This is a genomic window from Acinetobacter legionensis (genome assembly GCF_057165765.1).
The window spans coordinates 2,762,646-2,786,765 of the sequence record NZ_CM169896.1; the positions used below are offsets into that span (position 1 = coordinate 2,762,646).

Annotated in this window: 21 protein-coding genes and 1 pseudogene; 8 read left to right on the plus strand and 14 right to left on the minus strand. The window is 39.9% G+C overall.

Going from position 1 to position 24,120, the window contains the following annotated elements; all coding sequences use genetic code 11:
• Positions 1-36 precede the first annotated feature (36 nt).
• A complete protein-coding gene (locus tag AC2G3J_RS12675; RefSeq protein ID WP_336954113.1) occupies positions 37-828 on the minus strand; it encodes an SDR family oxidoreductase in 792 nt (263 codons plus the stop codon).
• A gap of 17 nt (positions 829-845) precedes the next feature.
• Positions 846-2,093 carry a dienelactone hydrolase family protein gene (locus AC2G3J_RS12680; RefSeq protein ID WP_483770080.1) on the minus strand — a complete coding sequence of 416 codons (1,248 nt, stop codon included), beginning with the start codon at positions 2,091-2,093 and terminating at the stop codon, positions 846-848.
• Between the two features lie 597 nt (positions 2,094-2,690).
• On the opposite strand from AC2G3J_RS12680, the gene AC2G3J_RS12685 reads away from it, so the two are divergent.
• On the plus strand, positions 2,691-3,389 hold the full coding sequence (locus AC2G3J_RS12685; protein WP_483771081.1) for a DUF1826 domain-containing protein: 699 nt from the start codon (positions 2,691-2,693) through the stop codon (positions 3,387-3,389).
• 205 nt (positions 3,390-3,594) lie between these two features.
• Here AC2G3J_RS12685 and AC2G3J_RS12690 read toward each other — a convergent pair whose 3' ends face one another.
• On the minus strand, positions 3,595-4,581 hold the full coding sequence (locus tag AC2G3J_RS12690) for an AraC family transcriptional regulator (protein ID WP_336954116.1): 987 nt from the start codon (positions 4,579-4,581) through the stop codon (positions 3,595-3,597).
• A 366-nt stretch (positions 4,582-4,947) separates the two neighbouring features.
• Between AC2G3J_RS12690 and AC2G3J_RS12695 the strand changes: the two genes are divergently transcribed.
• Positions 4,948-5,865, plus strand: coding sequence for a LysR family transcriptional regulator (locus AC2G3J_RS12695; protein WP_336954118.1), 918 nt, complete (start codon positions 4,948-4,950; stop codon positions 5,863-5,865).
• Positions 5,866-5,925: 60 nt separating this feature from the next.
• Here the strand turns inward: AC2G3J_RS12695 and madM are convergent, their stop codons facing one another.
• Genes madM through mdcA form a run of 9 tightly spaced genes read right to left on the minus strand, consistent with a single transcriptional unit; the run spans position 5,926 to position 13,223 of the window.
• Positions 5,926-6,690 carry a malonate transporter subunit MadM gene (gene madM / locus AC2G3J_RS12700; protein ID WP_336954119.1) on the minus strand — a complete coding sequence of 255 codons (765 nt, stop codon included), beginning with the start codon at positions 6,688-6,690 and terminating at the stop codon, positions 5,926-5,928.
• The gene (madL, locus tag AC2G3J_RS12705) at positions 6,683-7,099 is read right to left on the minus strand and encodes a malonate transporter subunit MadL (RefSeq protein ID WP_336954121.1); all 417 of its coding nucleotides are present in this window, start codon (positions 7,097-7,099) and stop codon (positions 6,683-6,685) included. The genes madM and madL overlap by 8 nt, the downstream gene beginning before the upstream one ends.
• A gap of 55 nt (positions 7,100-7,154) precedes the next feature.
• On the minus strand, positions 7,155-8,087 hold the full coding sequence (mdcH, locus tag AC2G3J_RS12710) for a malonate decarboxylase subunit epsilon (protein WP_419360159.1): 933 nt from the start codon (positions 8,085-8,087) through the stop codon (positions 7,155-7,157).
• A 9-nt stretch (positions 8,088-8,096) separates the two neighbouring features.
• The gene (locus AC2G3J_RS12715) at positions 8,097-8,696 is read right to left on the minus strand and encodes a malonate decarboxylase holo-ACP synthase (RefSeq protein ID WP_336954124.1); all 600 of its coding nucleotides are present in this window, start codon (positions 8,694-8,696) and stop codon (positions 8,097-8,099) included.
• A complete protein-coding gene (mdcE, locus tag AC2G3J_RS12720) occupies positions 8,696-9,526 on the minus strand; it encodes a biotin-independent malonate decarboxylase subunit gamma (RefSeq protein ID WP_336954125.1) in 831 nt (276 codons plus the stop codon). Before mdcE ends, AC2G3J_RS12715 begins: the two co-directional genes overlap by 1 nt.
• The gene (locus AC2G3J_RS12725) at positions 9,523-10,374 is read right to left on the minus strand and encodes a biotin-independent malonate decarboxylase subunit beta (protein WP_336954127.1); all 852 of its coding nucleotides are present in this window, start codon (positions 10,372-10,374) and stop codon (positions 9,523-9,525) included. Before AC2G3J_RS12725 ends, mdcE begins: the two co-directional genes overlap by 4 nt.
• Complete coding sequence (locus AC2G3J_RS12730; protein WP_419820624.1) at positions 10,367-10,666, minus strand: malonate decarboxylase subunit delta; 300 nt, start codon at positions 10,664-10,666, stop codon at positions 10,367-10,369. Before AC2G3J_RS12730 ends, AC2G3J_RS12725 begins: the two co-directional genes overlap by 8 nt.
• Complete coding sequence (locus AC2G3J_RS12735; RefSeq protein ID WP_336954129.1) at positions 10,666-11,544, minus strand: triphosphoribosyl-dephospho-CoA synthase; 879 nt, start codon at positions 11,542-11,544, stop codon at positions 10,666-10,668. The genes AC2G3J_RS12730 and AC2G3J_RS12735 overlap by 1 nt, the downstream gene beginning before the upstream one ends.
• Positions 11,544-13,223, minus strand: coding sequence for a malonate decarboxylase subunit alpha (gene mdcA / locus AC2G3J_RS12740; RefSeq protein ID WP_336954130.1), 1,680 nt, complete (start codon positions 13,221-13,223; stop codon positions 11,544-11,546). The genes AC2G3J_RS12735 and mdcA overlap by 1 nt, the downstream gene beginning before the upstream one ends.
• Positions 13,224-13,572: 349 nt before the next feature.
• On the opposite strand from mdcA, the gene AC2G3J_RS12745 reads away from it, so the two are divergent.
• The 6 genes and pseudogenes from AC2G3J_RS12745 (at position 13,573) to AC2G3J_RS12770 (ending at position 20,520) form a co-directional block, all read left to right on the plus strand.
• Positions 13,573-14,499 carry an IS5 family transposase gene (locus AC2G3J_RS12745; RefSeq protein ID WP_483770081.1) on the plus strand — a complete coding sequence of 309 codons (927 nt, stop codon included), beginning with the start codon at positions 13,573-13,575 and terminating at the stop codon, positions 14,497-14,499.
• 100 nt (positions 14,500-14,599) lie between these two features.
• Positions 14,600-14,734, plus strand: a pseudogene (locus tag AC2G3J_RS12750) (IS256 family transposase); the annotation flags it as partial.
• 910 nt (positions 14,735-15,644) lie between these two features.
• Positions 15,645-18,299 (plus strand): DNA mismatch repair protein MutS, encoded by a 2,655-nt coding sequence (mutS, locus tag AC2G3J_RS12755; protein ID WP_483770082.1) that lies wholly within the window; start codon positions 15,645-15,647, stop codon positions 18,297-18,299.
• Between the two features lie 156 nt (positions 18,300-18,455).
• Entirely contained in the window at positions 18,456-18,986 is a 531-nt protein-coding gene (locus AC2G3J_RS12760) for a GNAT family N-acetyltransferase (RefSeq protein WP_419328971.1), read from the plus strand.
• Positions 18,987-19,335: 349 nt separating this feature from the next.
• Positions 19,336-19,659 carry a ferredoxin FdxA gene (gene fdxA / locus AC2G3J_RS12765; RefSeq protein WP_004721686.1) on the plus strand — a complete coding sequence of 108 codons (324 nt, stop codon included), beginning with the start codon at positions 19,336-19,338 and terminating at the stop codon, positions 19,657-19,659.
• Between the two features lie 141 nt (positions 19,660-19,800).
• Positions 19,801-20,520: a D-Ala-D-Ala carboxypeptidase family metallohydrolase gene (locus AC2G3J_RS12770; protein ID WP_004721687.1), complete on the plus strand. Its 720-nt coding sequence runs from the start codon at positions 19,801-19,803 to the stop codon at positions 20,518-20,520.
• 501 nt (positions 20,521-21,021) lie between these two features.
• On the opposite strand, the gene AC2G3J_RS12775 is transcribed toward AC2G3J_RS12770, so the two are convergent.
• Positions 21,022-22,554, minus strand: coding sequence for a pyridoxal phosphate-dependent decarboxylase family protein (locus tag AC2G3J_RS12775; protein ID WP_419328965.1), 1,533 nt, complete (start codon positions 22,552-22,554; stop codon positions 21,022-21,024).
• Between the two features lie 3 nt (positions 22,555-22,557).
• Complete coding sequence (locus AC2G3J_RS12780; RefSeq protein ID WP_004721690.1) at positions 22,558-23,931, minus strand: diaminobutyrate--2-oxoglutarate transaminase; 1,374 nt, start codon at positions 23,929-23,931, stop codon at positions 22,558-22,560.
• Positions 23,932-24,120 lie beyond the last annotated feature (189 nt).

Sequence of the window (24,120 nt, forward strand, 5' to 3'; positions counted from 1 at the left end):
TTAATTCATTGAGTGTTTTAAATGTTTGATTTGCTATCACGCGTCATCGGCTAAACGTGGAATAGCAGGTTGATTCCCTTCAGGCCCCATAACGGAGTAACCACCATCGACGGAATAATCTGCGCCTGTCACAAAACTTGCGGCTGGCGAGAGTAAAAACAGCACCACATTGGCCACTTCTTCGGGATGACCTAGACGTCCCAGCAAGTGGTAGTCAGCTGCTACGGCATCAGCTTTGCTTCGGTTATTGCCACTGACTTCAGCAATCACCCGTGACCATGTCCAACCAGGTGATACCGAATTAACCCGAACCCCATCTGCTGCAAAATCCATCGCCATGGACTGGGTAAGTTGTCGCATCGCTGCTTTTGAAACGGGATAAAGCCAGCGCCCTGTTTGCGCAAATTTGGCGGAGATCGAGGTGAAATTGACAATCGCACCATGCTTGGTTTTTAAATCTTGATAAAACGCACGGGTCAGTTCGACTGCTGAAAGCAGATTAATATTCAATGCTTGTAGCCAGTCTTCACGTGAGGATTTAAAGCCATCATCCAGATAGGTACAGGCCAGATTGACCAAATAATCAACTTTGCCAAAGCTGTCGTGAATTGTTTTTACTGCGTTTACAATCGCCACATCACTGCTTAAATCAGTTTGAATAAATTGCGCCTGCCCATGCATGGCATCCGCCACTTGCTGCCCTTGTTGGTCAATATCCAGAATAATGACTTTTGCGCCTGCATCGACCAATGCTTGAACCACGGCCTGACCAATCAGGGTGGCGCCACCACTGACCACAGCGATTTTCTGATTCAATTGAATATCCATATTCCACTCCTAGATAGTTAAAACGATTTGCCTTCGCTGCTTGACCAAGATGGCATGAGGGTATTGGATGGCAAATCTTCATCCAGTAGTTTTTGAGCAGTTTCTACACCAGCAACAGGTAGCCCTTTAGGATTGAGTAATCCAATTTGAACCAGAACGGATGCCTGATCCCAGTAGATATGTTCATGGCATAGTTTTGGACCACGGAACTGGATCACACCCAGCATAGGAATCTCAACATACTTTTCTGTTGGCGCGACACCCGGCAGTAACCAGTCAATTTCACTGTCATGGGTAAAACTCATAATGAATTCATCCACCACCTGTGTTGAACCAACAGTGCGTGAGATCGACGTGATCTTCATATCTTTAGGATTTTGATGAACGAAGTGATATTGATAGAAGCGGGCAAGTTGGCTATATCCCACACCACCTGTCAATGTTGGAATATGATTGACATAGGGTTGCGCCACCATGGTTGCCATAGTGGCAGGTACATCGCGTGTATCAAATTCATAACGGATATGCGCTTCCCAAAGTGCAACCAAATCATAAACTGGTCCGATACTTTGATGCAGTGCGGTAATACTGCGTTCATGAGCAAAACGTGCGGAGGGTTTGTGATAATGTTCGCTATTTGGTCGGGCAAAGGCATGATCTACACCCTCATAGACATAAGCCTGAACATTGCTATATTGGGCGGTAGCATCCAGAATCTTTTGGCGTGCCTCTGGCGGTGTAAACTTGTCTAATGCAGCAATATGTAAAACTACTCGCCCTTTGGCATTTTCAAGTTCATCGATTGTCTTCTCGATTCCTACCCCGTAATAACCCACAGCACAGGCCACTTCAGGAATACGACAACCTGCCAGATACGCCAGTTTTCCACCCAGACAATATCCCACGACACCTAAGCCTGCACTGGCATCGCAACTCTCTAAAGTTTTGAGAAAATTCAAGCTATCTTGAATATCTTCGACACCTTGATCTTCATCATAGTGTTGATAAAGCTCGAAGGCTTTTTGAAAATCTTGCTCGGTATAACCCAGTTCAATGCGGGGTGCAGTACGCCAGAATAAATCTGGAACCAATACGGTATAGCCTTCCTCAGCCAAAAAATCAGCCTTGATACGCATTGCTGCATTCACACCAAAAATTTCCTGACACAGTACAATTCCAGGCCCTTTTCCGCCTTCTGCACTTGCCAAATACCCAGCAAATGACTTCCCTGTTTGTGTTTTTACTTCAATATATTGACCTGACATTTCATCCATTCCAGACCTAACCGTTAGCGTTATCATGTCTGTGAAAGGTATTTAACGTCTGTCCAAAATCTGCGAGGATTATCCAATCAGTGCGGAATACTATGAAAGATGCAAATTCATTGCATAAAATTTATTTTAGAAATCATTAGATCTTTTTCATAAATCAAAAAATGAGCATATTGAGCGAATCGTTTTGATATTGAAATTACCTTTGGGCTGAGACGAGGATGAGAGGGCTTTTATGTTGAATTATGGTTTTAATAAGGACTTATGATAGAAGCTGATTGTCACTTTTTATAAATATCTTGTCATCTACTATTCTGAACAACATTATCTTAAACAAGATTTTGCTCACCAGATCAGAAAGCCATAGTTAAATAAATAAATCTGCAATTTTGCAAAACTTCTCAATAGAACTCATTATTAAAACCATCTCACTTAGCAATACATTGCAACAATACCCTGTTGTTCAGTAAGCTATGTCTAACGCTACATGTAATGCACGCTTCTGTGTGATTCGTCCCAACTTCTATAAAGCTGATTCTACCAAGCTGAGTGAATATATTAGACATGGTTTCTGATTTATTAAATTCTAATATGCAGCCTGCATTTTCTGACAACAATCAAGTTCGTGTAGTAACGACTTTTTCAGAACTTATAAATACGACATTTCAAGGCGAGATAAATGCTATTTGTTGGAACAGAGATTTGCTGGGTAATTTTAAAGAAATTGTGTCTAAACTTGAATTAAAAGAAAATATTACCGAAGTTTCTACTGAAGATCTTTTAGCATTACAACTTTCAGAAAAAGGCATTCTAGCAAGAGATATCATCTTAAGGGATATACAGCTTCTAACTGATTTCGGCGCATCGCCTTCACTGAATTTACTTAAACATTATGAACAGGACCAAGATCTGGATTTCATTTCTACAGATGTGTATTCGTTTCATGTTGATCGTTCGCCCATTGAAACAGATACTTTTTTATGTACCTATCATGGCACTGCCAGTGACATCATCTCCAATGATCAAGTAGAACAAAAGATTTTAATTCCAGAAATCAGGGAAAAGCTTAAAGCATTACATGACGGTCCTGAAGCAGAATTTGAAACCTTTCTGCAAGAGTATTTTTTTGATCTGCATTACCAGCCAAAACCCGACTCAGAACCTGTAAACTTAGGATCAGGATATCTTTGGCGCTTAGCAGTAGATCATCCAACACAACAGGTTTTACCTTGCGTTCATCGAGCGCCCATTGAAAAGGATGGCGAGTATAGGTTGTTGTTAATTTGTTAGATCAGCATCTGATCTATAGAGAAAAATTGCTTCTCGATATGACAAGTTTAAAAAGAATGATTAAAGCACCAGTTTGTAAAGAATGCTGATTAATTCCATTTTAAAATAATCAACGACTCGTACTTTAAGTAAGAGATTAAAGTAGTTTATTAGCGCTTTTAAATTTTGGATAAAATCAGTTTAAAAGCACGAATATATTAACAAATTATATTTTTACTCGATTCTTAGTTTCACTTGGATTCTCTCCAAATTCTTCACGATATTCATGTGAAAAACGGCCCAAGTGATTAAATCCCCAATCAAAAGCTAATTTTGAAATGGAGATATGTTTATCCATAGAGGTACTTAAAGTCTTATAAACTTGTTGTAAACGATATCTACGTAAAAAAGTCAAAGGACTTGTTCCATAATACTGTTGAAATTCAGCATATAATTTAGACTTTGATACGCCAGCTAATCTTAGCAGATCTTCTGCACGAATCTCTTCATGGGCATACTTCTGAATATAGTCGCACACCTTACGTAAGTATTCTGGCGCTTGTTGATCAGATAAGGATCTTAACAAGCTCGAATAATTATTTTCTTGCGAGAGTAATAAAGCTTTAATCAGGAAATTTTCATAATCCTCTGACCAAAGTTGTAAGCCCTGCATACTTTTGTATTGAGATCGAAGCAACAAAAAATGATCAATATTTTGCCACCACATCCCGATCCCCTGATCAATATTCAAACTCATTTCAGGATTGAAAACCACGGGCTCTTCAACAGACTGTCGTAGTAATTCGCCTAACACCTTCTGCATACTATTCTCAGGAATAACCACTTGATATTTTTTACAATCTTTATCAATCGCTAAATCTTGTAAATCTGCATTAGATAAAATTAGCCCTTTATCGGTACTAGAAATATAATTGGTACCATTTATGGCTAAAGTCTGCTTACCTTGGATCGGTAAACTAATACTATATGCTCTTAAATTAGACGTGTTAATGAGTACATTTGCGCCATAACTGACCTTACCGATTGCCATACGCTTGTGGGGTAATCGAATCCCTTCATAATGAAAATCTAAGACATTTCGACCACATGTATCTAAATGGTGCTCCCCACATATTGAGGACATTAAACTGTGTGCAAATTCTGCCTGACGGGAATAGTGATTTAGATCCATCTCTTGGCTTAGTGATAACATATTCTTTTCACCTAGCTAACACTCAATATTTGTTTTAATTAGCAAATTATGCGCCAATCTCTTTTATTTAAAATATTGAGTAGTATCCATTTATAAACAATGTACAAAATCAATTTTGTATCATTCTTTATAACAAATTTAATTGAGAACTTATATACTATTTGGGTATGTAATTTTCACGTAAAAGTACCCTTTGAATAGACTCCAAAATTCTAGACATATACAACTAAAAGGTGTCTAAAAAATCAGTGGGTATTCAGTGTTGTGGTTCCATCAGCATATAAATTTTTGTATTTTTGTCATAACCAAACACATCATTGACAATCAATTTTATCTATAATATTCAATAAAAAATGGATTTGTGAAATGAAAATTGATGAAGAGTTAACCTTAAAAAAAATCCAGATATTTCTCGCTTTTATGCGTTGTGGTAGTTTATCTAAGACCGCTGCTGAAATGGACCTCAGTAATGTCAGTGTACACAAAGCCCTACATTCCTTAGAAAGTGCATTGCATTGCCCTCTGTTTAAAAATGAAGGGCGTCTACTTATTCCATTAAAAAGTGCCTATGTTTTACAAGAACACGCACAAAAAATTGTGCAAGATATTGTCATCACAGTAAATAAAACTCGTGAAGCAGCAGGCTTTGCTGCTAAAGTACTCAATCTAGGCTCGCTCTACTCGTTAACAGTCAATACTTTACCAAGTGTGATCAGTGGTTTAAAACTACGTCGCGGTGAACTGGATATTCAACTGTTATTAAGTTCTAATCGTGACTTGGTTAAAAAACTTAAGGCGACCGAACTGGATGCGATTATTGTTGCACTCAATGAGACGACGCAAGATCAAGTTTTTGAACATTTATCTATGTTTGAAGATGAAATTTTTTTAGCAGTCAATAAAAATTCAACTTATGCCCAATATCCAGAAATTGATTTAAGTCTTCTTAAAAATGAAACTTTTTTGACCTTAGCAAAAGGGTTTGCTACTCGCAGTGATAGTGATGTTATTTTTGAGAAAGCAGGAATTGACCCAAAAGTTTTCTTAGAAGTCAGTGATATATTCACCTTGATTAGTATGGTCAGCTCGGGGGTTGGGTTTGCTTTATTGCCAGGACGTATTTCTACCATTTATGAAAGTTCCGTCAAACTTATCCCACTACACACTTCTTATAAAATTAAGCAAGAGATTGGCTTGGTATTTTTAAAAAGTAAAGAACGTGATCCAAATTTACTGGCTCTGATCGCTGAATGCCGAATGTTTACCAAAAAGCTGCGACACTAAAAAATAAAGGCAGTTCACCTTGTCAGGAGAATTGCCTTTTTTAATTTTACACGGTGGATTTTAGCCGACCAGTAGTTTGACACATAAGTATAGAATTGTAGGTCCCATCAAACAACCTAATCCTGTATGAAAAGTTGCAGTTAATGCACCATATGGAACTAAACGGCGATCTGTTGCTGCCAAACCTGCGGATACACCACTCACAGTTCCTGCAAGGCCACCAAAAATCATAGCAGAACGAGGATTATCTAAGCCCATAAATTTGGCAGTCATTGGAGTAGACACCATCACACAAATTGCTTTAACCAAGCCTGTCGCAATAGATAAAGCCATCACTTCTGAACTTGCACCAATTGCAGCCCCCGTAACAGGACCAACAATATAAGTCACTGCACCTGCACCAATGGTAGTGATACTGACTGCATCACGATAACCAAATAACCATGCAAAAATACACCCTACGATAAATGGTAAAATCGTGCCTAAAAATAGTGCGAGGACACCAATAAAGCCTGCTTTCTTTGCTTCTGATGCTTGCACTTCAAATGCAGTCGCAACAATTGCAAAATCACGCAGCATTGCCCCCCCCATCAAACCAACACCTGCAAATAATGCAATATCGGTGATACCCTTTTGACCGCCTGTGACACTACCACCGACATAAGCCAGAATTAAACCAATCACAATTGCGATTGCAGATGCATGTACTCGCCCTTTGGTCAAATATTTAGAAAGCTTTGTAGAGAGCCACATAATCAATGCGACTAGAGCAAATGCAGTGACTAATCCAAGATGAGTTAAACCGCTTAAAATCGTTTCAGCCATGAGCTTTGCCTCCTAACTCTGCCAAATTAAACTCTTCTTCTTTTGGAAGAGGCTCACCTTTTTTATAATGACTCAGACCTGCAATTGTGAGGGTGCAAACGATAACAGTGGCGACGGCAGCAAAAATTGCCATATGCCCACTTGAAACTGCTGAAATCACATTTTGTTGTGCTGCCATTGCAACCACAATCGGGATATACATGGTTCCCCAAAATACCACCCCTTTTTCAGTTTCTATGGTCATTAGACCACGCTTATCCATCCATATACGAATAAAAATAAGTAAAATCATGGCAATACCAACACCACCAACATTAGATTTTACGCCAAATAATACGCCCAACATATCACCTACAACGACACCAACCAGTGTACAGAGTGCAAGCAAACCAACTCCATATATAATCATGATAAATTCCTTGTTTCCTTTGACATTTTTGTCCGTTCACTGCTTTAAATTTTGACTAAAACGTGTGAGCGCGTTCCTTTTGCATTTCAACGATTAACGTATCTAAACGTGTTCCTTGAAAAGACATGACGGTTCCATCTGTAAATATTTTTTTTGCCAAACCTGTCAGCACAGTTCCTGGCCATGCTTCGATTTGTAAGCGTACTCCTCTTTCCCATGCAGATTGAACGGTACTTTCCCAATCAATCATTCTGCTCATGTTAAATGTGATGTCATCGATAATTTGGTCCTGATGCACCAGTAGCCGTGCAGTCGTCCCACTTAAATAACGAATTTTTGGTGAACCTGTGCTGATTTTTTTAACCTCAGCATCAAGAGCTTCAGCTTGGTTCTTTAATAGCTCACAATGCGATGGGACTGCTACGCTCAGCTTTTTGCTCAACACACCCTTTTGGCGTGCGATGTCAGCGACATGTTGCATCGCAATGTCTACTCCTGAAATCACGATCTGGTTTACAGAGTTGATATTGGCAACAAATACATCTTGTTGATCTTGCTGCACCTCCTTTACCCACTCGCTTACACTGGCTTTATCCGCCCCAATCAATGCCATCATTCCATATCCTGTCGGATATGCGTCTTGCATTAGGGTTGCCCGGCGAGCAACCAGCTTTAGACCATCTTCAAAACTGAGTACTTCCGCAACTGTAGCTGCGGCCCATGCACCAATTGAGAGTCCAGCAACATAATCAGGTTTGAGTTGCTGTTCAGACAATAAATGTCCACTGACCACACCCGCGATATAAAGACAAAGTTGTACTGCATAAGTCGACTGTAAAGCTGCTTGCTGATCTAGAAGCAACACATCCTGACCCAAAATATCTGATGCACGCTCAAGATATTGATGCACCGACTTTATCTGAGGTAGGTCATGTAACATGTTAGGCTTTTGCGCACCTTGCCCCGGAAACACCCAAATCGAACTCATTGACTTGCCTTATCCTTGCCAAGGGTTATTGACTAAAACAGCACCTTGGTTGCGTTTGAGTAGGACCTTCCCTGTTGCTCTCACCCAATCTTTTAATGCCACACCACCCAAAGGCGTTTGTAACTGAACATCCAAGGGCAAACCCGTCAGTTGCAATTGTTGCCATATTTTCAAAGCTCGCGCTTTAGTCAAATCTTTAGGCGTACGAATCAGTACATCGAGATCGCTCTGTGCAGTCACAGTTTTACGCCCCGTGGCTAACTCGAACCCCATACTGCCCGTGTAGCCCCATGGCAACAAAAGCACGTTCATCTGCATTTGTAAGTGCAGAATTTGCATTGCCCAATGCGGAAATTGCGAAACTCCCAACTTACAAAGTTGTTCAGGCTTTATGCATTTTTCAATTTGCTGCTCAGGCATCATCAAAGCATAACGTTGGGATTTTTGCCGCCCCCGAACCCCAACAGGAATCATCCCTGATACACAAACTGCACGACGAACTACTACAGGATCGCCACTTTGAATCACATGACTCACCCAATCTGGCACATCCAAAGGAAGATATTGCTCTGTCAGCCCCCAGAGGAGATCATGTGCCTGTGGCTGCATTAGATCGACCACTGTGCACGCATTAACTCACGTACACGCTTTGACATTTGTCTATTTTCACCATTCAAACGTTGCTCTAGCCCAGTCGAGTTTTGCTGTTGAATGTCAGTGATTGCTTGTGTGATCACCTGTTTTACATGGGTCAGATCATTTGCTGTAGGCTGATCCGCATTTTCAACATCAAGACATGCTGTCAACAATCCTAGCGTGGCATAGCTTTGAATGTCATACGCCATTGGTGGAATACTGGCTGCCAATTTTTCTAACTCTTCTACAGTCCGAAGTGTGACACGAGCTGCCGACTCTTTACCCATGGCATGAACCATGACACCATCATCATGGAGTGCAAAAATACGATTGGCTTGATAACCATGAGCTAAAAATGCCCCTGACATGGATTTGCCCACTAACAAGCTGATCACAGGATGTCGTGCTAGCCGAGCACGCGCATAACTATCTACTGCACCGGCAAGGGCTTGATGTATGCCGAATAACTCTTCACGTCGTCCATAGGCCTGACTTGGTACATCAACAATTGCAACAATCGCGCGTTTCTGAGTGGTATGCTGATCTACTTGTATCACCTCATCTACCGCTTTTGCCAAAGTCCAACCTTCCAATAAACCGACTTCGCCTGCACGTGCGCGAGGGAATTGGTTCTCCGTATTTGCAACTACTACAATCAAACGAGTAGGCTGATCACCCAATAGACCATCAGCCACCCAAACAGATTTGCTATATTGTGTTTGTTGCTGAAAACCTTCACTCAGTGCAATAAACCAGTGTTCACCTCGAAGAGAGGCTTTCACTGAACGAACATCCATATTCATACCTGTTCTCCTCGATATGTATCCAGTACATTTTGTGGGGTTGCTTGTTGTTCCGTTGCAAGCTGCTGAAGTTTTGGCAAATAGAACGCATAGTTTGAACTACGATGAAGTTGCGGAATGCCTTGTTCCAAATAGTCGATAATGTGTTGCTTAATCTGCTCACGATCATCTTCGAGGAAAGCATCAGCTAAACCTGTTTCTACTCGCTGTTCGCCACCAGTAATACTCCAAATAAATGGGCGATCTTTTGAATCGTACTCGTTCACACCAGCTTCTTGCTCAATGACTTGTGGACCATTCAATCCCAAGCGACCTTCTTGAGTCATGATCAAATAACTACACAATGCAGCGGCAATTGACATTCCGCCAAAGCATCCAACACTCCCAGCTATGATGGCAACAACAGGTTGATACTGTCTTAACGCAACAATAGCGGCTTGAATTTCGGCGATTGCAGCAAGCCCAAGATTGGCTTCTTGCAAACGAACACCACCTGTTTCCAATAACAAAATAGCTGCAGTTGGAATACCCTTTTGATTGTCTTCAACAGCAAGTTCAAGCGCACTCGCAATTTTTGCTCCACCGACTTCACCTAAGCTTCCCCCCTGAAAACCACCTTCAATTGCCACAACAACCACAGGACGATTTTCTAAATAGCCTTTCGCAACCACTACACCATCATCTGCTTGCGGTACAATATTTTGTTGGATCAGCCACGGTGACATCACTCTTGAAAAGGGATCAAGTAACTCTCGAAAGGTTCCCTGATCAAGTAAAGCTTTAGCACGTTCTCGTGCACCTAGTTCGATAAAGCTTTGCTTGTTCAGTAAGATTTCTAAATTAGCCACAGTTCACCTCCTCAAAAGCTTGCTCTAAACGTAAACGTACAACCCCTGGTGTTGCGCCAAAATCATGGATCTCAATATGTACTGCTGGCGGAGTTTGCTCTGTAAACATACGTTCAAATACATTTTTCCAGCGTTGTTCACTGCCATCGACTGAAGTTGTCACTGCGATTGAAAGTTTTCCTGCCAGATTAGGTTCCATTAAAATTTCAAGGTCTCCTGAACCCACACAGCCCACCAATACCTGCTTACCTGGTGCTGAGCCAGCAACAAATTCAAATTTGAGTATTTCCATTACGTTCCTTCCTCATTAAGATTATGCTCAACCCAATCCAAAAATAAGGTTGCTGCAAGTAAATCTGCTGCTCCACCTGGCGAAGCACGAAGTCGCATTAAATCCATTTCTAAAAAATTCAGCGCAGATTGCCCTGCAACAGTTGCATATCCGCCACAACGAAGTACATAACGTGCACCTTTTTGCATACGGTTTAGCCCAATTCGCCCTGCACGGTACAGTACACAGGTATCGTCCAAAATGCTCATCAAAGCCAATAAGGCATCAACTCGAGCAGCAAGCTCGTTACCAGAAATCTTTCGACTGTAGTGAAGTTGAGGTAATGCATGCTCGACAATCGCAGGAAAACCCTCTTGTGCTTGAGCTTTAGCTCCTTTTATACCGAGTTTTTGCTGTACCTGTTGCCCATGGCTTGACTGTTGTAGAGGAATCAACCTATCTTCTAATTTTGCAATTTTTCCAGCAACCTGACATAAATCATAAGCATAAAGAGAATACTGATTATGTATTGCTAGCGCTGTCGCCGTGACCAAAAGCCCCAAAGCCCAAATTGCACCACGATGCGTATTTACACCGTATGTGGTTTCGAGCATTGCTACTTCACCAGCGCGTCCTATTGCACCAATCACTTCTCGTAAAGTCTGCAAACAGTCAGCATGTAGAAATGCAGCTTGTGCCATTTGTAAAAACATAGGTCTTAAGCTATACGCAGATTGCTCCATCAACACTAGGCTTAAGTCATCATGTGCTCCGCTACCACGTCGATCAACCAACGCAGGCTTCGGCGTTAAATTAACTTCGGCAATCAATGCATTTACAGCTAAATCTGCCAACAATGCACATTGTTGTTGTGAGTATGATTGAACATAGGCATTCATTACCAACTCCTGAATTTTGCAGGCGGTTGATATAAACCATCTGACCAAGTGACTAAATCAGCAATATTTTTAGCGGCCAATAACTCACGTGTGGCATCAGTACGACGAATACCTAAATCTTCTGGAAATGCAACCAGTCCTTCTCGTCTTAAGCGTTCCGTAGTTTTTGGATTATGATTGAGGCCAATATCAGTCACTCCTGCAACGGCGGCAATCATGTCTTGACGTTCTTGTAAACTGCTGGCTTTGTATAGGTACGCAATACCATCTTCAGTCAACAAATGGGTAACGTCATCTCCATAAATCATAATTGGAGCGAGTGGCATTCCTGCTTTTTTCGCAACATCCACAGCATCAAGCGTATTTACAAAAGTAGGTTTGCCACCTTCTTGAAAGGTTTCCACCATTTGTACCACCAACTTTTTACCACGTGCCAAAAAGGTATCAGTCTCATTTACCTGAGTAGGACGCATATCCATCCATGCGGGTGTGGCATGTCGACGACCCCGCGGATCATGTCCCATATTCGGTGCACCACCAAAACCAGCTAAGCGTCCTTTGGTAACTGTAGAAGAATGTCCAGAACCATCAACTTGTAAAGTTGCACCAATAAATAAATCTACTGCATATTGTCCCGCAAGCTGGCACATCATCCTGTTGGACCTTAGTGAGCCATCACGACCTGTAAAAAATATATCTGGACGAGCAGCAACATATTTTTCCATCCCTAACTCAGTACCAAAGCAATGCACACTTTCCACCCAACCTGTTTCGATAGCAGGAATGAGTGTAGGATGCGGATTGAGTGTCCAATTTCGACAGATTTTGCCTTTTAGTCCCAATGACTCACCATAAGTTGGTAGAATCAATTCAATCGCAGCCGTGTTAAACCCGATACCATGATTGAGTGATTGCACATTGTGGCGTTCGTAAATTCCCCGAATCGCCATCATTGCCATTAATATATGCACAGGCTTAATATGTTTGGGATCACGTGTAAACAAGGGTTCAATATAAAATGGCTTATCCGCAACCACGACAAAGTCAACCCACGATGCTGGAATATCTACCCGTGGTAAATCCTGTACGTCATCAACCAATTCATTGACTTGAACAATAACAATGCCATCACTAAATGCAGCAGGTTCGATTAAAGCAGGTGAATCCTCAGTACTTGGGCCTGTATAAATATTGCCATGGCGATCAGCCATAAAGCCTGCTGACAATACAACATTGGGAATTAAATCAACCAATAACCGCGAATAGAGTTCGATATAAGTATGAATGGCGCCGACTTCTAATAAACCATCTTCGATTAACTGGCTGATGCGTAAACTCTGTGTCCCAGCAAATGAAAAATCCAGTTTTCGGGCAATCCTTTTTTCAAATAAATCTAGATGCTCTGGACGCCCAACACTGGGCATGATCATATGTAAGTCATACAAAACCGAAGCATTGGTTTGTGCCAGTGAACGTGATAAAAAATCAGCTTGTTTTTGATTGTTCCCTTCAAGAACGACACGATCGCCTGGCGTAATCAAAGTTTCCAAGACCTTGATAATGTCCTGTGTAGGTATAACCACCCCATCGGTATATTTACGTGCCATATCAACTTTGAGTTGTTTTGCGTGTCGACGTGTATTCCAGACACGTTCTTTGTTTTGAACTGATCCTTCCATGTGACTTATCCTGATGTTGTATTTTGCTTTGAATCTATAAAAGCTTTTTCTTAGATTTTGATCAATCAACCTCAATAAGAGTTCATTAACTTTAAGTTAATATAAAAACATCAAAAATAGACTCAATACTCATGACTTAATTTCGAAGTTTGAAACAGCCCATTTATTTTATTTTTTATAAAAGTATTTTAATTCAACCTATTTATTCAGAATAAAGTGCTTATTTAAGTATTTATTTTTCAAAGATTTTTTTAATAATTTTAGCCACGTACTTTTTTTATTTTTAATTTCAAGGGGCTTTGTTGCACAAACCTATCTCTAAAGGCTGATTCCACACTATAATTTTCAAATGAATAAGCCTCGCCCTAAAGTTTACCGTACTCTTAATTGGTCTTCATACAACCGAGCTCTCATTAATCGTGGAAATATTGCCATTTGGTTTGATCCAAATACTCAGTGGTATGAACAACCGCATGGCAAACAAGGTCGAAATCAAACCTATTCAGATACAGCAATCCAATGTTGTTTAATGATTAAATCATTATTCCGTCTGTCTTTACGTATGGTCACTGGCTTTGTTCAAAGTCTCATTCAACTTTTTGGCTTGGATTGGGCAGCACCAGATTACTCCACCCTTTGTAGAAGACAAAAGCATATTGATATTTCGATTTGCTATCAAAGAAGTAGTGGTGGACTCCATCTATTCATTGACTCTACAGGTTTGAAATTTTTAGGTGAAGGTGAGTGGAAACGTAAGAAACATCAGCCTGAATATCGTCGACAATGGCGTAAATTACATATTGGTATCGATGCTGAAACCCTGCAAATACGTGCAGTTCAGCTCACTACAAACAACGTCAGTGATTCCCAGGTACTCGGTGATTTACTTAATCAGATTCCACCAGCTGAACCAATTGATTCCGTTTATACTGATGGAGCTTATGATACGAAACAATGTCGAGAAGTGATTTCCGATCGGCAAGCTCATGCAGTAATCCCATCCAGAAAAAATGCTAAACCTTGGAAAGATACAAAAATTAGCTCGTTAGAACGCAATGAACTGCTTCGAACAGTTAAACATTTGGGTAGGACTATATGGAAAAACTGGTCTGGCTATCATCGCCGAAGTTTGGTTGAAACCAAGATGCATTGCGTCAAATTATTAGGGGACAAACTGACTGCAAGACATTTTCAAAGTCAGGTCAATGAGATTCACTTTATGTTGATAGCAGTTTTAATAATCTCAGCAATGGTTCTAATTTTGGTATTCAATTAGAGTCATCTTGGTAAATATTAGAACTGAAACTATTCTAAATTTTGTGTAAGTGCTTAATTTTCATTTATCCTTCAGAGGATAATTACATAAGGTACTTCACATGGCTGAAGCAACAATCAAAGGTATGGCTGCTGAATTGGCTAAAGGTCTAAAAACTCCAAAAGACTTAAACCAAATAACAGCAGCTTTTAAAAAATTCATGATTGAAACTGCAGTCAATACAGAACTTTCAGATCTTGGACTGCTCACTGCATCCTTCCATTCAGTTGAACAAATCTCACCTCTACTTGCACCAGTCTAAAGAGCTATATGTCATATACTTTTATGATGTTTAGAAAACCCAAATATAGGTAACCAAGCAAGCACCTGTTTAAGTTCGAAATCAGATAATACTCTTGTGCGTTTACTAGAGGTAAGTTTTATTCCCGTTTGCTTTAAACTAGATTTGGCTAGCAAAGCTGGATTAGCAAAACTCTCAGAAAAACAACCTAAACCGATTGCATAATCATAGGCAATGATTAACTCTGATAACCGACACCCTGCTTGTACCTGAGCTCCACGATCAATAGTTTTTTAATAAAATCGACAATGTCCTTTCTCATTACACGGTCAGCTTGTTTATGACCTAAAACCGTAACTACATCAGCATATAAAGTACGTCTTGTTTCAATTTGTTCTTTGAGTTTTCGTGCCCCAACAAATGATAGGATAGTTATCCAGTGTAATTTTTTTCAATGAATTATCTATTGGGCTCCTATCGCGGTAGACGAAACTTTTCAATCTAGTCTTTCCGCAAATCACTATCAAATCATAATATTCACCAATATCACTCTTTACGGCATTCTCCTCTTCATTTTATCAATAGTACGAGCAGATAATGCCACTTTCTTTTTGTTGCTAATTTCCGCACTCATCTTCTGATTCCTTTTTGTGAATCAGCCTCAATTTGTTAAGATGGCGATCGAGAGAAATCAATTTGTTTCCTCACACATTGTTGACTCAATTTTGGCACTAATAAAAGTAAACTAAAGCTATGCTTTTTCCTTTACTTAGGTCAGATTTGCACAGAAGTTGTTAGAATTGGTTAGATAGCCAAACTTTCAAAATAAACTTATTTATTATTTAAATTTAGAGATTTAATATACATGAATAGCATGGAAACAATGGCTGACTTATCCTCCCACACTCCAATGATGCAGCAATATCTAAAAGTCAAAATGCAGCATCCACACTCTTTAATGTTCTATCGCATGGGCGATTTTTACGAACTGTTTTTTGACGATGCAAAAAAAGCCGCAAAACTTTTGGGGATTACCCTCACTCATCGTGGTAAAGCCAATGGTGAACCTATTCCAATGGCGGGTGTTCCATACCATGCGGCGGAAGGTTACTTAGCTCGTTTGGTTAAAAAAGGCGAAGCTGTCGTTATCTGTGAGCAGATTGGTGAAGTGACTGGTAAGGGTCCTGTCGAACGCGGTGTGGTACGAATCATTACCCCTGGAACATTGACCGATGATGCCCTCTTAACCGCAACCCAAGCATCTAATCTTGTTGCAATATGCTTTCAACAAAATCAAATTGGGATGGCACTGCTGGATTTAAGTGCGGGTATTTTTAAAGTTCAACAGCAAGATTTCAAGTCTGAGAGCTTGGCAATTGAATTGGCACGTTTAATGCCAAGTGAAATATTGGTGGATGAAGATATTGTTGACCCCAATATTATTGAAGACATTAAAAGACAAATTGAATGTCCAATTACCAAACGGCCAAATGTCGATTTTAATTTAAATAATGCACAAAAAACCTTATGTGACCAATTCTCAGTTTCTACACTTTCTGGTTTTGGTATTGACCACTTACCACTGGCTAAGGCAGCTGCTGCTGCATTGATTCATTATGCCAAAGAAACTCAAAAAACGGCATTACCGCATATCCGCTCAATTAAATTAGAACAAAGCTCGGATTTTATTGCACTTGACCCAGTTACACGCCGCAATTTAGAAATTATTGATCCTTTGTTTGAGCATGGTACGTCACTGTTTAGCTTGATCAATGACTGCCAGACTGCAATGGGTGGACGATTGCTAGCACGTACATTGATGCAACCGATCCGTAATACTCAAATTTTAGATTCACGTTTAGATGCGACAGATACTTTACTCAAAGGCTATCATGAAAGTCCTGTTCGCTTAGTTTTAAAAGAAATTGGGGATATTGAACGTGTTTTGAGTCGCATTGCGCTTGGCAGTGCGCGTCCTCGTGATTTGGTACAGCTTCGTCAAGCTTGTGCACAAATCCCGTTCCTAAGAGATGCTATTCGACCTATTCTTGAGACGCAACAATCTAAATTGATCATTCAATTAAATGAAGAATTAGGCGATTTTAATGGGTTACATCAACGATTGCTGTCCGCAATTGTTGAACACCCGCCTGTATTATTACGCGACGGCAATGTAATTGCAGAAGGCTTTGACGCTGAGCTTGATGAATTGCGTAAAATCCGTGATCACGCAGGTCAATTCCTGATTGATTTAGAAATCCAAGAACGAGAAAACACGGGCATCAATACCCTGAAGATTGGTTATAACCGTGTCAGTGGGTACTATATCGAACTTACCCGTGCTCAAGCTGAACAAGCACCTGATCATTACATCCGCCGTCAGACGCTGAAAAATGCCGAACGTTATATCACGCCTGAGTTAAAATCCTTTGAAGATAAAGTTCTTTCAAGTGAATCGCGTGCGCTTGCTCGAGAAAAACTACTCTTTGAAATGTTGTTAGACGAGTTAAGAGCTGATATTGGCAATTTACAAATGATGAGCGCATCAATTGCCCATATCGACTTATTGGCAAACTTTGCTTATCAAGCCCGTTTGAATAATTGGAATCGGCCAGAGTATAGCCCAGAAATCGGGATTAAAATTACAGCAGGTCGTCATCCTGTAGTCGAATCACTCAGTAAAACGCCATTTACCCCCAATGATACCCTACTCGATTTCAATCATCGAATGGCGATCATTACCGGGCCGAATATGGGCGGAAAATCAACCTTTATGCGTCAAACTGCACTCATTAGTTTACTAGCCTATTGTGGCAGTTTCATTCCTGCTAAAACGGCTAAGTTAGGACCGATTGACCGTATATTTACTCGAATTGGCTCTGCTGATGATTTATCTACAGGTAAATCTACCTTTATGGTGGAAATGACAGAAACTTCTCAAATTTTACATCATGCAACCAATCAATCTTTGGTACTTATGGATGAAGTTGGTCGTGGTACAAGTACTTATGATGGGCTATCTCTAGCTTGGGCATGTGTGCTTGATCTGACCAAACGAATCAAATGTCTATGCCTCTTTGCCACGCACTATTTTGAATTAACTGAGCTTTCAAAAGAAGTGGCTATTGATAACTACCATGTGACGGCCAAAGAGTTAAATGGTAATTTGATTCTATTGCATAAAGTGCAACAAGGTCCTGCCAGTCAAAGTCATGGCTTACAAGTTGCTAAACTTGCAGGAATTCCTGCAGGAGTGATTAAAGAAGCCCAAAAGCGGTTAAAGATTTTAGAGAAACAACAACAGCAACAGTTGCAATCCGTTGTGCAAAATGACTTATTTGCTGAAGTTGAAACCGTTGAACCTGAAAAGTTTGAACAAATCATTGAAATTGAAAAAGTCGTCGAAGTTGAAAAGTCATCACCTATACTCGATGCTTTAGCAAATATTGATGTCGATGATTTAACGCCTCGCCAAGCACTTGATCACCTCTATGCATTAAAAGCGGCACTAAATGCATAAGCAATAACAACTACCCAGTCTAAGCAGGTTTAAAATTCCTTTACTTAGACTGGAAATAACTTGAGTCTATTGATCTTTAAATACCAATCTAGACGATAATTAAAAGCACTTCATACTAGGTGATTGAGTGCTAAGTTTTAGGAGAATAATATCAATATTTCACTCAAGCCCCTGCAGCTTTCTGACATAGACTTCATTTGGAAGCACATTGATCGACGTGAATTAATCACTCAAATGTATCTACAACAAAAGCAAAAATTACATTTAGTCGATTGTTTTTATGATGTGCAAAGTTGGGATGAATATCATTTAGCAAATGATCCCCCTGTATTAAAGCAACATCTTATTCAAGGTGGGCTATGTGTGGGTGCATTCAATCAATTGAATAGATTAATTGGTGTCCAACTGGTATCTAATCAAGTCATCGCAGATTATCCAGAAGCAAAGCTATTACAGTATTTTTATGTTGATGCAAATCATCAAGGCCTTGGTCTTGGTACACAGCTGATGCATTCAGCGATAAAATCAGCCGATCAACTTGGTGCAAAACAATTATATATTTCAGCAACACCAACCCAGCGCACTGTCGACTTTTATCTTAAACAAGGCGCGCTTGTCTTAGAAAAACCTGATCAGCAGTTATTGGAATTAGAACCTGAAGATATTCATCTTATCTATACGTTGTGATGACATTACTGATCCTGAAAATACAGTTCCAAATAATTCTAAAAATGATAGCTGACTAAAAAAACAACACATAAAAGTAATTACCCCATTTCACTTATGTGATTTAGTCTCATATTTATGTTCTTTTTTGAATATGTTTAGCATTTTTTCACCTATGGCGACATCAAAATAATAGCGCCTATTTTTAAAAATGTATAATTCATCACAAGTTAGAAGAATTTTCTATAAAAAAAATTGATTTAGCAGGTTCTTCTATATTAAATATCAATAAAAGCAATTGTTAGTTTGCGACGTTTTCCCTAAAATACAGCATTATTAATTAGAACCATATTTTTAGGTAGCTGACGCCATGACCTTTGTTGTCACTGAAAATTGTATTAAGTGTAAATATCAAGACTGCGTAGAAGTATGTCCAGTAGACTGTTTTTATGAAGGTCCAAATTTCCTAGTCATTAGTCCAGACGAATGTATTGACTGTGCGCTATGTGAACCTGAGTGTCCTGCAAATGCAATTTTCTCTGAAGATGAACTCCCTGAAGGTCAAGAGGTATTTATTGAATTAAATGCTGAACTTGCTCAAAAATGGCCAAACATTACTCAAATCGGTGATCAACCTGAGGATCGTGAAGAGTGGAATGGTAAAGCCGATAAATTACAATACTTAGAAAAATAAGTATTGTATAAAAAAGATCAGCTTAGGCTGATCTTTTTGCATTTTAATATGTAAATTGTACATTTATTTGCAATTTATCCATATTACACGCACCAAACTAGACTAAAATAACCCGTTACTTGCTTTTAGCTAATATTGAGAATGAAATTTATTTTGAAAGGTTTACTTGCTGTCGGTGTTACTACAATGATTCTGGCTGGATGTACATCTTCCCCTCAAAAGAATCCAACAATTAGCACGTCGCATGGTCAGCGTATTTACATTCCCGAAGAAAAAATTACGATTGAGCGACCAATTCCTCCTAAAACGATGCCTTCATCTTATCGCCAATGGTTGATCTATGGAGACAATCAGTCACGTGCACGTGATTATGAACGTTTCCTTGAACAAAATAATGCTGGAAATATTATTCCTAGTTTCGAGTTATTTAAAACTGCGCGTGATTGGGACAAGTGTGGTAAGTCTGAATATATGATTCCAAGCCGTGAGCTTTGGAGTAATCAATTACCGACATTAAAAGTATTTAAATATTTGGTTGCATCTAAAGTTCTGACTGATTTTACCGTAACCTCGGTATATCGAGACTTACCTTTAAACCAATGTGCGGGTGGTGCTGGATCTTCACGTCACTTATTCAATTCAGCCATTGATTTCCGTATTGGGCCGGAAAATCCGCAACCTCAAGATTATGCGTATATTGAACATACAAAATTCAAATTATGTCAGTTCTGGTCGCAGTATGGCCAAAGTTTAAACATGGGCTTAGGCTTATATGCTTCAGGACAAATCCATATTGATACTCAAGGTTATCGTACTTGGGGACCTGATCTTACCCGTAATAGCTCAATGTGTAATTTTTAACGCCCCATACTCAATAAAAGAGATCGATGAGATCTCTTTTTTATGAACAAGCATTTGATCATAAATAAAGCTTATGTTTCTGTATGAACTTTAAAAACTAGGTTATCAATTCGTTTTTTGTTCTTTTGGATTCTAGATGGTTATTCTACCGTAGGGCGACATGGATGTCGCTGTTGGGTGGAGGTACAGGATGTACCTCTCACCCAACAAAAGATTTTTGTCATCTTTTCATCTCTGAAAAGTGAGGCATCGCCTACGCAAAGGTATTTAAACTTTGAATGTAAGATGTAGCATTGCAAGCTTATTTATAAGCAAATAATTCATTCTTACAGGCAATTGATTTAATTAAAAGAGATTATATTCTTGCTTCTAAGTTTTTGACAGATTGACTATATTTTAGATCAAAACACCCTTAAATAAAAAACGCCCAATGAAATACATTGGGCGTTTTTTTAAATAAAATCAATCAATTTCAAGCATCAAAATCAACTGGATATCAATCTAGTCAATTGCAGGCGTATAAGTACCATCAGCAATCGCATCTTTAATTCGGTCAGCTTCTTCTAACACCAAGGCAAGAAGATTCTTAACGTTTTCTAAAGTTGCAACTGGACTTAAAGTCGTCATTTTCAAAGATTGAAGCTGTCCAACTTTAGTTACACCGATATTGGCTTCACCGCGCGCAAATAATTCATCTGCAACGTTTTGGTTCAAAGTATCAAGCAATTCAACTGGATAATTATCAGGTATTACACGGAATAATACCGATGCAAATTGTGGATCAACCAGCATTTCCAAGCCAGCAGTAGCATTAATGTAATCTGCTACTTCACGAGTTAGCTTAACGCCATGGTCAATCATTGAACCATAAAGCTCTTCACCTAGATTTTCAATCGTCATCCACAATTTCAACGCATCAAAACGACGTGTAGTTTGTAGAGATTTAGACACTAGATTCGGTACACCATGTTCTTCATCATAAGCAGAATTTAAATATTCAGCTTCATAATGCATGAAACGATAGTTTGCTTCATCTTTCAACAAGAAAGCACCACATGAAATACTTTGGAAATAATGCTTATGGAAATCCAATGTAATCGAATCAGACAATTCAATACCATCAAGCATTGAACGGTAGTCATTCGATAAGATCAGTGCACCACCCCATGCTGCATCGATATGCATCCACGCGCCGTATTTATTGGTGATTTCACGCACTTTCTTCAATGGATCAATCGCACCAGCGTCGGTTGTCCCAGCAGTCGCAACAACACAAGCAACAATTTTGCCTTCAGCCTGTAAATGCGCCATGGTTTTTTCTAGCGCATCAACATCCATCTGTGCATTTTCATTGACTGGAACAGTCACAACTGACTGGAAGCCCATGCCCATCATCGCCATGTTCTTTTGTACAGAAAAATGTGCATTTTCAGAACAGATCACTTTGACATTACGCATGGCGTCACTTGGAACACCATCACGTTGCACAGACCAAGGCAGACCATTTTCGTCTTTCCAGTTCTTGGCAATACACCAGTCACGTGCTAACAATACACCCATCAAGTTAGATTGGGTACCGCCAGAAGTGAATACACCTGCCTGACCTGCACCATAACCTACTTTTTGACGCAGCCAGTCGATCAATTGAACTTCCATCAAAGAACCTGCTGGGCTTTGATCCCATGAGTCCATTGATTGGTTAGTCGCATTGATCAATACTTCAGCAATTTGACTTGTCACCATAGTTGGGCAATGCAAATGTGCCAAAGAGTGCGGATGATGTACTTTTAGACTTTTGTTCAGGAAAAGCTCAACCATACGCTCAAGCGATTGGTGTAAACCTAGACCTTGTTTAGATGGTGCAAAAGAAATCGCTTCACGAAGTTCTTTAATGCTCCCACCTGTGTACATTTTGTCATTTTGCAACCATGCTGCGACCGCTTTAGTCGCCTCACCCATTGCTGACTCATAGTCAGCAATAGATTGAGCATCATTGCAGAGTAACGCTTTACGATGTTCTGCAAAATCTACCATGAATTAAGCGCCTCGAACTGCAATAAGAGCCTCTGCAACTGCTTTCTTAAAGCGCGCAATAGCTTCTTCACATTCTTCTTGGGTAATGATCAATGGGCAAAGTAAACGAATCACTGTACCGCTACGGCCGCCCTTTTCTAACAATAATTTATTGTTAAAACATGCTGTTTGAATTGCAGCAGCCAATTGTGAATCCGCAGGAAGAGAACCCATATGATCCGCTTGCTTACGTTCATCCACAATTTCGATACCGATCATTAAACCGCGACCACGAACATTACCAATACATGGGAATTCTTGCGCTAATTTTTTCAATTCAGCTTGTAAGAAATCACCACGTTGTTGCGCATTTTGTGCAAGATTTTGCTCTTTAATGGTATTGATCGTTGCAAGACCAGTACCCATTGCAAGTTGGTTACCACGGAAAGTCCCTGTGTGACCTGCAGGTTGCCAAGCATCGAACTTCCGTTTAATACCCAAAACAGCCAATGGTAAGCTACCACCCACTGCTTTTGACATCACCACAACATCAGGTTCAATACCAGCATGTTCAAAAGCAAACATTTTGCCTGAACGTGCAAAGCCCGCTTGAACTTCATCCAAAATCAAAACAATGTTATGACGCTCAGTCACTTCACGGATTTTTTGCAACCATTTCGCTGGTGCAGTAACCACACCGCCTTCACCTTGAATTGCTTCAAGAATCACAGCTGCAGGTTTAGTTACTCCGCTTTCGACATCTTCAATGAAGTTTTCGAAATAATAAGTTAAGGCATCAACACCTGCTTCACCGCCAACACCCAATGGGCAACGGTATTCATGCGGGTATGGCATAAATTGTACGCCTGGCATTAAGCCATTTACCGCATTTTTAGCAGATAAATTACCTGTCATCGCTAACGCGCCATGAGTCATCCCGTGGTAACCGCCAGAGAAACTGATAACTGTATTGCGACCTGTATAGGTTTTCGCCAATTTAATCGCTGCTTCTGTACCATCTGCACCAGATGGGCCACAGAATTGTAAGCAATACTCTTCTTGCCCACCCGGAAGTTGTGCAAGCAATGCTTCAGTGAAAGCATCTTTTAAAGGCGTTGTTAAATCTAAAGTATGTAAAGGGAGACCACTCGCTAAAGTGTCTTGAATACTTTTAATCACCGCAGGATGGTTATGGCCTAATGCCAATGTTCCTGCCCCAGCTAAACAATCGAGGTACTTTGTACCTTCAACATCGGTAACCCAACAACCATGTGCTTCCGCTATCGCTAACGGTAATTTACGTGGATAACTACGAACATTCGATTCCATCTGACTTTGGCGAGTCAAGTAGTATTCGTTTGTGGAAGTGGCAGCAGGATTTACAGAAGTAACGCTCATATCGAATTACCATCTCTGATATGGGTTGAAAGAAATAAGTCGGGTGACTTGTGGTCCTTTGACTCGGTGCTTTATAGAAATCTAGTTAGAGTGCTTTTAATCTTCATAACTAGGAGCGCGATAATACAGTTTTTTACAAGAAAATAAATATCTTTTATGTACTTATCCACACTCCATTTATCGAAAAAA